Origin of the sequence: Butyrivibrio sp. INlla18, from assembly GCF_900103635.1 — a bacterium.
In the GTDB taxonomy this organism is placed as follows: Bacteria; Bacillota; Clostridia; order Lachnospirales; family Lachnospiraceae; genus Butyrivibrio.
Genome location: NZ_FMXK01000009.1, coordinates 98,644 through 112,695, shown reverse-complemented (window position 1 = coordinate 112,695; position 14,052 = coordinate 98,644). Strand labels below are relative to the sequence as shown.

The following is a 14,052-nucleotide window of genomic DNA, read 5'->3' as shown; positions in this document are numbered from 1 at the left end:
AGCATTATTATGACAAACGCAGAAAAAGCACTTAAGATGCACGAAGAATGGAATGGTAAGCTGGAAATCAGATCCAAAGCAGAAGTAAAGTCAAAAGAAGACCTTGCTATCGCTTACACGCCAGGTGTAGCTGAGCCTTGTAAGCTCATTGCCGAGGATAAGAGCCTTGCTTACAAATACACTATCAAATCAAACACTATTGCAGTGGTTTCAGATGGTAGCGCAGTTCTTGGACTTGGAAACATTGGACCTTACGCAGCAATGCCTGTTATGGAAGGCAAAGCGGTGCTTTTTAAAGAGTTTGGCGGAGTTAATGCTGTTCCTATCTGTCTTGATACTCAGGATACAGAAGAGATCATCAAGGCAGTTAAATACCTTGCACCTGGCTTTGGTGGCATCAACCTTGAGGATATCTCAGCTCCTAGATGCTTTGAGATTGAAGAGAGGTTAAAAGAGATGCTGGATATCCCAGTATTCCACGATGACCAGCACGGTACAGCTATCGTAGTTCTTGCTGGTGTTATCAATGGACTTAAGGTAGTAGGCAAGGATAAAGAGACATGTAAGGTAGTAGTAAACGGCGCAGGAAGTGCTGGTATTGCTATCACAAAGCTTCTCTTAAGCTATGGATTCAAGAACGTGACAATGTGCGACAAGTCAGGCATTCTTTCAAAGGCATCTAAGGACCTTAACTGGATGCAGGAAAAGATGATGGATGTTACAAATCCAGAGCAGAAGACAGGTACACTTGCAGATGCACTCAAAGGTGCAGATATCTTCGTAGGAGTTTCAGCTCCTAATATCGTAACAAAAGAGATGGCGCAGCAGATGAACAAAGATGCTATAATGTTTGCTATGGCCAACCCAGTTCCAGAGATCATGCCAGATGTGGCAAAAGAGGCTGGAATCAGAGTTATCGGTACTGGTAGATCAGACTTCCCTAACCAGGTCAACAACGTTCTTGTATTCCCTGGTATCTTTAGAGGAGCCCTTGAAGGCGGTGCCAAGCAGATCACAGAGGAGATGAAGCTTGCAGCAGCAGTTGCTCTTGCAGGACTTGTTCCAGATGATGAGCTAAATGATGAGAACATTCTTCCAGCAGCTTTTGATCCAAGAGTAGCAGATGTGATCTCTGCAGCAGTAAAAGAAAAGATTTAAGTTTAGTTTTAGGAGATAAGTTAAATTGAGTTCAAAGTATCTTACTTTGTATAAGATGATAGTTCTGTACATGCTAAAGCGCTGTGATGCGCCTCTTAGCAAGTCACAGATTTACGATTTTATATTAGAAAACGAGTACACTAACTTCCTTACACTTCAGGAAGTATTTGCGGAAATGGTTTCTTCAGGTCTTATCATCGAAAAGTCTATGGTCAGCAGAACATACCTCGAGATGACTTCTGAAGGTGAAGAGACACTTAAGTTCTTTGGTAACAGGATCAATCCAGCGATCAAGACTCAGATAGATGAGTACCTTAGAGAAAACAGCATGAAGCTCAGAGACGAAGGTTCAATTCTCGGCGATTACACCAAGACTGCTGAGAATGAATACACAGCTCAGCTTATTGCCAATGAGAATGGTCAGAGCATCGTAGAGATCAAGCTTGCTGTACCAACAGAAGAAATTGCCCGTAACATCTGCAAGAAGTGGCAGGATTGCAACCAGGAAGTATATCAGTATCTGATGGAAACATTGATGTCTGACTGATTGACAAGAGGAACTATATGAAACAACATAAGAGAAATATATTTTATTTTTGTACGTTGTTAGTTATAGCACTTGTATTATGTTCATGCTCTTCAAATGAAGATGGAAAGGGCATATTTGGTCATAAAAAAGAGAAAAAAAGTGTCTATGATCACAAGAGTGTAACTTATTCAGAGCTTACTGAGGAAGATCTTGCTACTATTGATCATGTGAACCAAAATAGCGATATGGCCTTTGAGCTAATGGGAGAAATGCAAGATATAGTAGATCCTATGGAAGGCCCTTTCGTTGAATTTGACGATGGAATAGAATGCGAAGGCGCTTATGTTCAGGCTGAAGGCAAGGTGTTTAGGACATACATTAGATTAAAGTCTGGCAGTTCTGGTCATCATATTTTAGGCATTCATTGTGGTGAAAAGTACAAGAATGCTAAGGAAAAGCTTGAAAAAGCTGGCTTTATTTGGGAATGTGATGAATTTTTTAATAGCTATCTGAATATATCATGCTTTTCAAAAGGAAATGTAATTATTCATTTGTGGGTTACATCAGAGTCACCATATGAAAAAGATGTCTTGGATGATGATCTGATACAGGAAGTTGATATCTATATCCCTATGTATCATGATGAAACGGACACTCGCATGACAGAGTAATAGGTTGGAAATGAATTGTATGGAAGGCCTCCGCTTATACGGAGGTCTTTTTTGAAATTATAGAGGGAAAGAATATGGCAAATCTAAAAAAGATAATACCTGATGAATTTTCGGATTTATGCTACGGGAAATCAAATGAACCATGGACGAATGAAGATATAGAGAAATGTAAAGCAATCTTATCAGAGTGTGAGCTTGATGCAACATATGCTGGTGGCTATAAGTATACTGCTCTTCATGAGACGAATCTTCCATTAGAAATTGTAGAGTGGTTGGTGGAACGAGGTGCAGATGTCAATGCTCCAAATACTTATGGAACACCACTTTGCAAACATGCTAGAATGGGAAACTATGAGATATGTAAGTTTTTGATCGGACATGGTGCTGATGTTCAGGCTACAGATTATGAAGGGGAGACACCGCTATTTGATGCTGCAGATTCTGGAAAGATTGATATTGTAAAACTTCTTCTGGATAATGGAGCTGATCCAAAACACCATACCCTTCCTGTGTATGATAATTTAACTCCGCTTCTTTACATGATAAGGAGATTAGAACCTGGAGAGAAAAATAAGTCGGAGATTGCTAAGATCTTGATCGATGCATGTGGTGGAAAAGAAGGAATTCCTACAGAAGAATGGGAAAAAGCCAGAGAATATATCCGTAAGATAGGGGATAGGCATGAACTTGCTAAGGCTAACTATCCTGATTATTCCTTTGAGGCTAGCGATGCGGAAATGGATAAATTCTATGAGATATTTGATGTTGTGCCTGCAAAACCTATTATCAAGCACGATGGCGTATCTTCGATAACTGTAGATATGTCGCTTCCTGTTGGGGAAATTCATGATGCACTCTGGGATTATCTTGTTCCTGGATCAGGAAAATGCAAAAACGTTCAGGGAGAAGTGATCAGAGTTACCGGAAGAGTAGCCGACGAAACACTTAGAAATGGTGGTATAAACTGGGATAGTTCATATAGCAAAATGGTAAAGGCACTTGAAAAATATTTATCCATGGGAACACCTTTGGAAGAAGCAGATATTGAGAAGGTAAGAAATGCCGCGCTTGAAATAGATAATAGTAAAGGCTGTTGTGACAAAGAGCCAGTTGAGTTACTGGAAGAAATGGCTGTTAAATGGGTAAGCCTTAACAGTAATCCAATTAAGCTTGGGAGGGCTTCATACAAAAGATGATCATGCATGTATCTAGAGAGAGCGTAAGTAATGGAGATGACTACGATAGAGTGGCATCACTAGAATATAAGGAAGACGAGATGTTATCTTCTTTTTTGAAAAGTAAAGTTGCCGAATATCTGCCCTACACAAATGGATTAACAGTATGGGCTATCTACATGAATTCAGATGAAAGACAGAATACTGCAGAACGTGAGAATCCTGAGAAAAAAGTTGCTTTCATACGCATGAATGGAAATCGATGCGTTAAAGTTGAGATTAAAGGTAGCAACAGAGCTGTTAGTAGTTTGGAAACTGATAAAATCTACTGCGCAGTGTATAGGTGATCAAATGAAGATAAGTATGAAATGAAACAAGATAGAAGGTTATTTTTAGCCTACATGATAGAATATCATGCTTTTAGGCTAAAAAGATTTCTTCGCCACAAATATTTTTCAAGTTTATATTTAGCCGAAAACTACAAGGATTAACCATTTCGGCTAAGGTACTCACGAAAACAGGGGCATCAAAAATTGAAAAGTTTAGCCTAAACAAGAAAAATTCAAAAAAACGGCTAAAAAAGGCTCCCAAAAGCCAAAAACCGCCACCCCAAAAGCCAAAAGCCGCCCTCAAAAAAGCCCAAAGCCGCCCCCTCCCAAAAAAGGTGACTTCCGCATAACACTTGGACCAAGACTCATTTAGAACTTGAATAATAATTGCTCAAATATTGATAAAATATGGGCTTATATCTTGCAAAGGAATATGTTACAATTTGTTTTAATGCGTTGTAATATTTTCTTAACGGGGGAGAAAATATTCTTTTGACAAGGAGAGAGTGAGGAATGGAAGAAAGAAAAAAGTTAGCAAAGGATATTAAGGGGCAGTTCAGAAAGAAAACTCTGATTTTGATGTCAGTAGAGCTTGTATTCGTGCTCATGTACATCATAGGACTTAAGGCACAGATTTTCCCATTTATGTCAATTGGAGTGATCGGATTTTTCCTGTATTTTGTGCTTAGCACACCAAGACAGAACATGTACTATTACGCATCAGACCTTATGGTATGCAGAGCACTTGTGGGAAAAGAGATTTCTGCTGATCCTGTTGCTGAGGGATTAGAGAGATTAAAGAAGTATGGTTCAAAGGGGATGAGATCAAAGAGCCGTACTTGCGGACTTATTCTCTACAAGATGGCTAGTGGTGCTATGGCTGCTGCTTCAATCTTAGAGATGATTCCAGTTGTTAAGAATTTTACATTTATCTACAAGAATATTGTAAACAAGGCTTACGAGAACGCAGCTAAGCTTATCGTAACTTACCAGATCGGTTGCTATGAAGAAGAGGATAAGGACATGCTTTATGACCTTATTACATACTTCGTGCAGGATAGTAAGAGATTCCTTTTAAGAACTGTTAAGTCTGAGATTAAGAGCAAAGTTCTTTTTGATATCGGATTTACTGTAATCTGCATTTCAGGAATCATTTTAGCAATCACTAAGAACCTTTTATTTGCAGCGATCATCATTGGACTCTTTGTTCTTTATATGGTATTTATAATTGCACTTGGCGGAGATGATGACCTTGAAACTCTCTGCGAGTACATCCAGTATGTTCAGAACAATGAGCTTGATACTCAGCTTCGAGCAAACATTGTATCAATGAGCGAGACAGGTGACAGAGTTCTTAATATCAGAGACGCTTTCAACAATCCTACAGATTATGCACTTAGAAAAGCAGCAAAGAGCGCATCTGAACTTATCGATAGTGCCAGCGAAAATAGCTAATATAGTAGCCATTAATTAAAAACCCGGTTAGAAAACTGTAATATGTACAGCCTTCTAACCGGGTATTTTATTCTATTCAGTTATCTTGAACCTCTTATTTCATAAGTTCCATCTGAATCTTGTTGCCAAATCCCATAGCTGCTGAAGATCTCTCAGAGAGATCCATCTGCTCCTTTGTCTGCTCTTGAGCATGTTTCTGAGCTTCCATCTTCATTTTCTCGAGACGTTCTTTCTGACCTTCTGTATCGAGAAGAGTAGACTGAGCTTCATCTTCAATCTTAGGAGCTACAGCTACCTGTTGCTTCTGAGTTTGCTGTACCGGATATGCCTGTTGCATTCCGCCGCCAATTCCATTAATACTCATAACCAGCCCTCCTTTGCAAAGCAATCATGAGGTTTATATTTTTTGTATTATAAACATATTTCTATGATAATTGCTATTAAAATAGTATTAAATGACGATAAACAATTCGTGTGTATGTTATAAAACAGAAAAAGTCTGAAAGCAGGTAGTTACTAAATTGAGGTAAAACAAAAACAGCAATCATGCAAAGCGCGTGATTGCTGTTTTTTAAAAAGAGCTGCTGACGGGAATCGAACCCGTGACCTCCGCACTACCAATGCGACGCACTACCGACTGTGCTACAACAGCATCTGACTTAAATTAGTCACGAATGATATTATAGCAAGGGCATTCGGCAGTGTCAATCAAATTACTGTTAATCTGATTTTGAAGAGCTTCTTCTCTCGAGACCAGAAGACTTATAGAATTGAAGCTTGTCATTATACATTTCTTTGTCCGCTATTTTTGAAAGTTCATCTATAGATTCGTCTGGGTAGTCAGATGAGACTGCGTATCCGATGGCTACACTTATACCGTCAATATATTTTCCCTTCCATTTCTTTAGACTTAGTCTTAGTGCGCTAAGTCTGTTTTTTAATTCGGCAGGAGATGCAATCAGTAGCACAGCAAATTCGTCTCCACCCATTCTGCTGATCATAGCAGTAGAAGATGATGAGAAGGCGTTCCTTAGACATTCGGCTGTTCCAAGCAAAAGTTCATCTCCAGCTTCATGACCATAGGTATCGTTATAATACTTTAGCCTGTTTACATCTATCGCTATAAAAGTAAGATTGGCAGGAAGTTTGTCTTTTTCATAATCGTCGATGATTTTGTAAAAATGTCTTCTGTTTGAGAGCTTAGTAAGCTCATCGGTAAAGGCAAATATCTTGGCTTGAGCAAATTCTTTTTCTTCTTTGACATTTAGACCTATTCTTCTATATATGAGGCCTACCTGAACCATGATAAAGATCATAAGACCAACTATTATCAGCAGAATATAGTTATAATCAACGTTGTCAATATATTGAATAAGAGCAATTCCCGCAATTACCATAAATATGCCATTTGCAAGAGCAATTCCGGTTCTTGAACAGAATTTCTTTTCCTTCCTAATGCTGGCGTATGAGTAATAGCCTACTAATATCATTACAATCGCATCGATTGCATGGGCAATATAAACAAGATCTCCCCAGTCTATGACTCCTTTTACAGCCAGCAGGCAAGAGACAGCAATAGAGAGAGCCAGGATACAGTCTATAGCATTATCAATCTTACCAACACGGTAAAAAAGTGCCCTGGTTAGTTCAAAGAAAAGAAGCGGCATTAACAGGAATGAGATTATATTTAATACTGAAAATCCAGTCATGTAGCCAAATATAATAAATGGAAGTCTTGTTTCATTTATGATCCATTGGGCAGAAATAATAGAAAAACATCCTGCATAAAACAAGGCTTCAAACGTAAGTTTCCTGATAAGGCTGGCTCTTTTGACAATGAAGTAAGCAGAGATAAAGAGCTCTATAATTCCGGTAACAGTAAACAAAACAAACAAAACAACAGAAGGAACGTTTTTCTTTAGCTGACTGATTCCATATGCAGATCTGGTAGTAATGAAAGCTTCAGTTAATTCAGAACCATAGATAGAAGATTGCATCTTAATCCTGACAGACACCTCTTTATTTGTATAATCATTGAGGAGGGGGATCCAGATTTCTTTTTTACCAACATTCGTAGATATTCCAAAGAGTGTTGTCGGCCTTGATTCAACGATTTCTTCACCATTTATTATTGCAGTAAAGTCTTCATAATAACACCTTATTATCAGTAGCTGGTCGCCATATACAAGAGGCAGGGTGTTGCTTATAGTAAATTCATTGTTATTGCTATATGGGAATGTGATGATCTTTCCATCAACCTTCCAGTAATCATTGAAGAGCATGGAATTTTCGCGAAAATAGTCATTGGTTTCGTTGGTATAGCAAAAGCCTAGACCAATAAACAAAAGAAGCAATAGTGTATATGCAAATGCTATAAGACGTCTAACGAAATTAAAATCCATAAACATCACCTCACAACAATTATAGCATGGCGTCTATTGACGAAATTATAATAAAAGTATTAAGAAAGAAGCCTGATAATTTATTAATGACAAAAAATGGGCAGAAAAGTGCAATAAACGTGCTTGAAGAATGGAAATATGAATAATAGAATCGAAATATAGCTAAAAACAACATCACGGCTATAGGGGTGAAGACTATTATGAAAAAGAATAATGAGAAGTGGAAGTATCCAAGGACCAGGATCCAGTGGCTTTGGGACAACATGAAGGGCTACAGAGCGCTGTATGTCCTTGCTATGTTTGGCACAGTTGTTTATAACATCTTACAGCTGACTGTGCCTTTTTTTTCTGGGCAGATCGTTAACAGGTTCCTTTCAGGAGATGGGGCAAAAGAAAATCTGGCTAACCACCCAGATGAGTTTATAAGACTCCTTTGTTTGATGGTAGGTCTGACAATCCTTAGATGTATCATCGTCTATTTTGACTGCATGGGATATGAGTATGTGTCACAGGCAGTTCTTTTCAAAGTTAGAAATTTCCTATATGACAAGATTCAGAGACAGGATATGAAGTTTTACAGCACTTATAGGACAGGTGACCTTATGACTAGAGTTACTGGTGACCTTGATGCTGTAAGACATATGGTTGCTTGGGTTATCAGAATGGTGATAGAGGCCATATCTTTGGTGTCTGCAACTGCAATCTATTTTATGATCATGGATTGGAAGCTTGCTGTGAGCCTTTTGATAGTTGCTCCTCTTATCTTCTTTATCATCTATGTGTTCAAGCTCCTTGTAGCTCCTATGCACGCTCTTCTTCGTGAGAAGCTTGCATATATGAACACAGTAGCGCAGGAAAACATTGCAGGTAATAGAGTAGTCAAGGCATTTGCAAGAGAAAGCTATGAGATAGAAAAGTTCGATGAGTGTAACAAGGACTACAGAGATACCAATAAAAAGACAGCTTTTACCTGGCTTAAGTTCTATCCTTATGTTGAAACACTTGCTAACTGCCTGTCAGTTATCCTCATTCTTGTGGGAGGTCTTTTCCTAATAGAAGGCAAGATTTCCCTTGGAGAATATGTGGCGTTCTCAGGTCTTATCTGGGCTATTGCAAACCCTATGAGACAGCTTGGTAACGTAATGAATGAATTCCAGAGATTTTCTGCAGCATCTGCCAAGGTTATGGAGATATATTACTCGGAGCCTGAGATCGTAGATGCCAAGGATGCAATAGACAAGCCTGAAAGATTTGAAGGAAATATCGAGTTTAAGGACGTTTCATTTCAATATGCAGACAGCGACCTGCCTGTTCTTGAGCATATTTCTTTTAGCGTCAAGAAGGGACAGACTATTGCTATCATGGGCGAGACTGGATGTGGCAAGACATCGCTTATACACCTTATTCCTAGATTCTATGAGCCAACAAGCGGCGAAGTACTCATAGACGGAGTCAATGTCAATAAGTTAAAGCTTCATCAGCTCAGAAAGAACATAGGTCTTGCAACTCAGGACGTACTTCTTTATTCAGATACTATCGACGGTAACATTGCCTATGGTGACAGCGAGATCAGTAGAGAAGAGGTTGTGAGATTTGCCAAGTATTCTGCAGCATCTGACTTTATTGCCAAGATGCCAGAAGGATATGAGACTATCGTTGGTGAAAGAGGTGTGGGCCTCTCCGGCGGACAGAAGCAGAGAATATCTCTTGCAAGAGCGCTGGCAGTCAGACCTTCGATTTTGATACTTGATGATACAACATCAGCTGTGGATCTTGAAACGGAAAAAGAGATTCAGGACAGCTTGAGGCACCTTGATTTTGAATGTACAAAGATTATCATCGCGCAGCGTATCTCAACCACAAAGGATGCGGACCAGATCCTTATTATGCAGCACGGCGAGATCACAGAGCGCGGAACTCATGAGGAACTGATCAAAAAAGGCGGCTACTACGCAGAACTTGTTAAGCTTCAGGTAGGTTGATAGAAAGGACACTAAAATGCCACGTAGGAATACATATAAAGAAGATGAAATACTAGAAGAGCCTTTTGACATAAAACATTTACTTAGGGCTTCTGGTTATATTAAGAAACATGCAGGAAAGATGGGAGCAGCTCTTTTCTTTTCTGCTCTTGGTGGTGCGGCAGCTCTTGTGAGCCCTATGATCGTTCAGAGAGCGCTTGATATCGCAGTTCCAAATCAGGATAGAGATATGCTGTTTAGGTTGGTAATTGCAGCGACAGCCTTTTACATTGTGAGCGTTATCATGACAACCATCCGTTCACATATTATGGTAAATGTCAGCCAGGATATCATTTACCAGATAAGAGGAGATCTCTTTGAGCATCTCCAGAAGCTTCCATTTCAGTACTATGACGACAGACCACACGGCAAGATTCTGGTAAGAGTAGTTAACTACGTAAACTCTGTATCAGATATGCTAAGTAACGGTCTCATAAATGTTATCCTTGAGATCATAAACCTTGTATTTATCATTGTTTTCATGCTTGCGGTAGATGTAAAACTAAGTCTTGTGGTTCTAGCTGGTGTACCAATCCTCATGGTGTTTATGTTCTGGATCAAGAACAAGCAAAGAAAGGCTTGGCAGGCGGTTTCAAACAAAAACTCAAACCTCAATGCTTACCTTCAGGAGAACATTGTTGGAGCAAGAATTACTCAGATATTTGCAAGAGAAGAAGAAAACGCTGATATTTTCAAGACTCTTTCTAGCAACTGCAGAAAGACCTGGATGAAGGCTGTAAGCTACAGTACCATGGTATGGCCTGGTATCGATACTATATCAGTTCTTGTAAGGGCTGCGATCTTCATGTTTGCGCTCCTTGTATTCTCACAGGGCAATGAATCTCTTGGTGTTATCGTAGCTATATCAAGCTATGCTTCAAGATTCTGGCAGCCAATCATGAACCTTGGAAATATCTTTAACAACTTTATCAACAACATGGCTTATCTTGAGAGAATCTTTGAGACCATGGATGAGCCTGTAACTATTGATGATGCGCCAGATGCAAGGCCAATTGGCAAGCTTGTTGGAGAGGTAACTTTTGAAAACGTATCTTTTTCCTATGAGAAGGGAAAAGAAGTACTGCATGACGTATCATTTAGCGTAAAGCCTGGTGAGAGTGTGGCTCTTGTTGGACCAACAGGAGCAGGAAAGAGTACTATCGTAAGCCTTATTTCAAGATTTTATGATGTCCAGAGCGGAAGAATCCTTATTGATGGACAAGACATCTCCAAGGTTACGCTTAATTCCCTTAGATCACAGATGGGAATAATGCTACAGGATAGCTTCATTTTCTCAGGAACTATTGGCGACAATATCAGATATGGTAAACTTGATGCCACAGAGGCAGAGGTTAGAAGAGCCAGCAAGGCTGTATGTGCCGATGATTTCATCAAGTTCATGCCAAAGAGATATAACACAGAGGTTAAGGAAAGAGGCGCGCTTCTTTCTCAGGGACAAAAGCAGCTTATATCCTTTGCGAGAACTCTTTTATCTGATCCTGCGATCCTAGTTCTTGATGAAGCCACATCAAGTATCGATGTTCAGACTGAAAGAGCACTTCAGAAAGGTCTTGATGCAATGCTTGAGGGTAGAACAAGCTTTATCATAGCTCACAGACTTTCAACTATCACAAAGTGTGACAAGATCATGTACATTGATAAGGGTGGTATTACTGAATGCGGAAGTCATGAAGAACTCATGGCCAAGAAGGGCGATTATTATCACCTTTACACTGCTCAGATCGATGGCATGGAAGTAGGATAAGAATATAGTTTTAGCTCCAGCGAATAAACGCTGGAGCTTTTTTGCTTTAATGATATTCCGTTAAAAATGAGTTATAATAGAGGGAGTATATTTAAGTGGGGTAAGAATGTAACGCCAGGCAACTATAGGAGGCTATAACGGAGGTGCTACAGTGCTGGAACTAAAGTATGTATACACTTGTTTAGAACTTTGGGGAAGTATCTTTGCTGTAATATCAGCAATATATCTTTTTATAGGAAGAACTGTGATCAAGGAGCAGTATAGAGCTCTTGCGGAGCTTGAACTTACTGTCAGTGTACTTTTATTTTTTGATTCCGCAGCTTGGTTTTTTAGAGGAAATCCAGGATCTCTTGCCTATGCTATTTTGAATTTTTCTAATTACATGTCATTTGTATGTAATGCTATTTTGCCAGTATTTCTGACGGCTTACGTTATATTGTCCATTCAGCCTGAAAAAAGAAGTATAAGAGTTATGTTCTACATGGGAGGACTTGGCTCTGTAGCTGAACTTTACCTAGCAATAGCTCAGATGTATGGCTTTGTTTATACCATCAATCCAGAAACTAACCTATATCAGCGCGGACCTGGATTTATTATCTGGACAATAATTGTTCTAGTTGAATCAATAGGCGTTGGGGCTTATGTTTGGATCAAAAGAGATCAGATCAACAAAAAGAGATGCAATGCTATCTTGTTGTTTATAACACTTCCGATATTGGCATCTATAGTGCAGCTCTTTATCTACGGCTTTTCACTTTCAAATATCGCTATCATAATCGTATCTCTTATCATGTTTGGTCAGGCCCTTGAAGATAATGCCAAGACAATGATGGAGCAGAGGGGATACATTGAAAAGCAAAATCAGGAACTTGAGGATATGCGAATGAGGATTGCTATTTCCCAGATCAAGCCTCACTTTTTGTATAACACCTTAAGTGCCATTAGTAATCTTTGTGACAAAGATATAAATAAGGCAAAAGAGATATTAGAAAGTCTTGCGGATTACCTTAAAGAAAATGTAAGCTCCATCGAAACAGAGGAACCAATTCCTTTTATTGAGGAACTGCAACATACAAAAGATTACTTAGCCATCGAAGAAGCAAGATTCCCAAATAGATTCAAGGTTGAATATGATATCAAGGCTACAGATTTTGATATACCAGCTCTTACTATACAGCCAATTGTAGAAAATGCAGTCAATCATGGTGTATGTGCCAAAGGATTGGATGAATTTGGAAATATCAGGATCAGTACTGAAGAGGGGTATGGATACATCAGAATCAAGATTTCTGATGATGGTGTTGGATTTGATGTTAATGAATATGAAAAAGAAGTTGTGAACGATAACAAACGGATCGGAATCAGAAATGTTAGGAACAGACTTAAGATTGTCGAGAATGCGGAGATGAGAATATCGTCTACGCCTGGGGTGGGGACTACAGTTGAGATCATTATTCCTAAGAAAACAAGTCGATAGTTTGACAAGATTTTACTGTTATTGTAAAATCTCATTCATGCGTAAGATTAAAAGAAAAAATTTTATCGCTTTATTGGCCTTTGCAGGAATGTTTGCTGCAGTTGTTTGCGCAGGAGTAACAGCGGATCAGAAGGTAATTGCTTCAGAGAATATCTCAGAAGTAACTGAAACTGTATCTAATGAACAGGTACTCGTAGATAACAATTTAGACCTTGAGGTTGCTAACGCAGGAAAGGAAGTAGAAACAGCACCTTATTCAATTACAGATTACGAGACACCCGTTACTATGTATGCCAGCGATACAGTAAATGTTAGAGCAGGCGCAGGTACAGATTATGACAAGATCGGCAAACTTAGCTGGGGAAGCGCAGTACAGGTCATTGGAGCAACAGACAACGGATGGTATGAAATTTCTTATAATGAAAACCTTGGATTTGTTATGGGAGACTTTTTTACAGAGGGATTACCAGGAGTTCCTTATCTCTTTGTAGGAGATTCCAGAACAGTTCAGCTCAAGATGGCTGTAGGTTCTACAGACAAGGCTTATGTAGCCAAGGTTGGAGAGGGATATAACTGGTTCAAGAATACAGCTCTTTCTGAGATCTCAGAGACAGCTGGAAATGGAACAGTAATGGTCATTAACTTTGGTGTTAATGATCTTGGTAATGCTTCTAAGTATATCAAGCTTGTTAATAGCAATATTGATGCTTGGACAGAAGCAGGAATTACAGTTTACTATGCTGCAGTTACACCTGTTGGTTCTTCAGCAAGAGTAACAAATGATCAGATCGAAAGTTTTAACTCCAAACTCAAGAATGAGCTTGATCCTAGAATTCAGTGGATCGATGGATACACATTCTTGCAGCAGAACGGATTTAATGCGTCAGACGGACTTCACTATGATAAGACCACTTACAAGAATCTTTATTCATATTATATGTCTGTTATGACAACACAAGCTTAATATTTGGTAATATAGCCCATGTACAGAATCATCTGACATGGGCTATTATTATGCGTGGAGTATTTGTATGTTTTTGGGCGGGCTACAAATACAACTTTTGGAGGAA

The 14,052-nt window shown here is 39.1% G+C and carries 12 protein-coding genes and 1 tRNA gene; 10 read left to right on the top strand and 3 right to left on the bottom strand.

Translation table 11 applies throughout. The features are described from left to right. Positions 1-9 precede the first annotated feature (9 nt). The 6 genes from BLS24_RS07805 to BLS24_RS07775 all read left to right on the top strand — a co-directional run bounded on the left by BLS24_RS07805 (position 10) and on the right by BLS24_RS07775 (position 5,317). The gene (locus BLS24_RS07805; RefSeq protein WP_071176650.1) at positions 10-1,158 is read left to right on the top strand and encodes an NAD(P)-dependent malic enzyme; all 1,149 of its coding nucleotides are present in this window, start codon (positions 10-12) and stop codon (positions 1,156-1,158) included. A gap of 25 nt (positions 1,159-1,183) precedes the next feature. Next, entirely contained in the window at positions 1,184-1,705 is a 522-nt protein-coding gene (locus tag BLS24_RS07800) for a DUF4364 family protein (RefSeq protein WP_091757768.1), read from the top strand. 17 nt (positions 1,706-1,722) lie between these two features. Further along, positions 1,723-2,358, top strand: coding sequence for a hypothetical protein (locus BLS24_RS07795; protein WP_091757766.1), 636 nt, complete (start codon positions 1,723-1,725; stop codon positions 2,356-2,358). Positions 2,359-2,432: 74 nt separating this feature from the next. Further along, positions 2,433-3,554 carry an ankyrin repeat domain-containing protein gene (locus BLS24_RS07790; RefSeq protein ID WP_091757764.1) on the top strand — a complete coding sequence of 374 codons (1,122 nt, stop codon included), beginning with the start codon at positions 2,433-2,435 and terminating at the stop codon, positions 3,552-3,554. Then, a complete protein-coding gene (locus tag BLS24_RS07785) occupies positions 3,551-3,880 on the top strand; it encodes a hypothetical protein (protein WP_091757762.1) in 330 nt (109 codons plus the stop codon). The genes BLS24_RS07790 and BLS24_RS07785 overlap by 4 nt, the downstream gene beginning before the upstream one ends. Positions 3,881-4,375: 495 nt before the next feature. Then, entirely contained in the window at positions 4,376-5,317 is a 942-nt protein-coding gene (locus tag BLS24_RS07775; protein ID WP_091757758.1) for a hypothetical protein, read from the top strand. 94 nt (positions 5,318-5,411) lie between these two features. On the opposite strand, the gene BLS24_RS07770 is transcribed toward BLS24_RS07775, so the two are convergent. From BLS24_RS07770 to BLS24_RS07760, 3 genes are all read right to left on the bottom strand, one after another. Next, complete coding sequence (locus BLS24_RS07770; protein WP_071176643.1) at positions 5,412-5,681, bottom strand: hypothetical protein; 270 nt, start codon at positions 5,679-5,681, stop codon at positions 5,412-5,414. 215 nt (positions 5,682-5,896) lie between these two features. Beyond that, positions 5,897-5,969 (bottom strand) — tRNA-Thr (locus BLS24_RS07765). Between the two features lie 67 nt (positions 5,970-6,036). Next, entirely contained in the window at positions 6,037-7,719 is a 1,683-nt protein-coding gene (locus tag BLS24_RS07760) for a GGDEF domain-containing protein (protein ID WP_176764369.1), read from the bottom strand. A gap of 200 nt (positions 7,720-7,919) precedes the next feature. On the opposite strand from BLS24_RS07760, the gene BLS24_RS07755 reads away from it, so the two are divergent. The 4 genes from BLS24_RS07755 to BLS24_RS07740 all read left to right on the top strand — a co-directional run bounded on the left by BLS24_RS07755 (position 7,920) and on the right by BLS24_RS07740 (position 13,946). Beyond that, positions 7,920-9,701: an ABC transporter ATP-binding protein gene (locus BLS24_RS07755; RefSeq protein ID WP_091757754.1), complete on the top strand. Its 1,782-nt coding sequence runs from the start codon at positions 7,920-7,922 to the stop codon at positions 9,699-9,701. 16 nt (positions 9,702-9,717) lie between these two features. Further along, positions 9,718-11,505: an ABC transporter ATP-binding protein gene (locus BLS24_RS07750; protein ID WP_091757752.1), complete on the top strand. Its 1,788-nt coding sequence runs from the start codon at positions 9,718-9,720 to the stop codon at positions 11,503-11,505. 151 nt (positions 11,506-11,656) lie between these two features. Continuing rightward, positions 11,657-12,982, top strand: coding sequence for a sensor histidine kinase (locus BLS24_RS07745; protein ID WP_091757749.1), 1,326 nt, complete (start codon positions 11,657-11,659; stop codon positions 12,980-12,982). Between the two features lie 37 nt (positions 12,983-13,019). Further along, positions 13,020-13,946 carry an SGNH/GDSL hydrolase family protein gene (locus tag BLS24_RS07740; RefSeq protein WP_143015152.1) on the top strand — a complete coding sequence of 309 codons (927 nt, stop codon included), beginning with the start codon at positions 13,020-13,022 and terminating at the stop codon, positions 13,944-13,946. Positions 13,947-14,052 lie beyond the last annotated feature (106 nt).

Excerpts from the sequence above, each read along its gene's own strand:
- BLS24_RS07775 (WP_091757758.1), top strand. The coding sequence starts at position 4,376 with ATGGAAGAAAGAAAAAAGTTAGCAAAGGATATTAAGGGGCAGTTCAGA.
- BLS24_RS07790 (WP_091757764.1), top strand. The coding sequence starts at position 2,433 with ATGGCAAATCTAAAAAAGATAATACCTGATGAATTTTCGGATTTATGC.
- BLS24_RS07750 (WP_091757752.1), top strand. The coding sequence starts at position 9,718 with ATGCCACGTAGGAATACATATAAAGAAGATGAAATACTAGAAGAGCCT.
- BLS24_RS07785 (WP_091757762.1), top strand. The coding sequence starts at position 3,551 with ATGATCATGCATGTATCTAGAGAGAGCGTAAGTAATGGAGATGACTAC.
- BLS24_RS07760 (WP_176764369.1), bottom strand. The coding sequence starts at position 7,719 with ATGGATTTTAATTTCGTTAGACGTCTTATAGCATTTGCATATACACTA.
- BLS24_RS07740 (WP_143015152.1), top strand. The coding sequence starts at position 13,020 with ATGCGTAAGATTAAAAGAAAAAATTTTATCGCTTTATTGGCCTTTGCA.
- BLS24_RS07795 (WP_091757766.1), top strand. The coding sequence starts at position 1,723 with ATGAAACAACATAAGAGAAATATATTTTATTTTTGTACGTTGTTAGTT.
- BLS24_RS07770 (WP_071176643.1), bottom strand. The coding sequence starts at position 5,681 with ATGAGTATTAATGGAATTGGCGGCGGAATGCAACAGGCATATCCGGTA.
- BLS24_RS07755 (WP_091757754.1), top strand. The coding sequence starts at position 7,920 with ATGAAAAAGAATAATGAGAAGTGGAAGTATCCAAGGACCAGGATCCAG.
- BLS24_RS07805 (WP_071176650.1), top strand. The coding sequence starts at position 10 with ATGACAAACGCAGAAAAAGCACTTAAGATGCACGAAGAATGGAATGGT.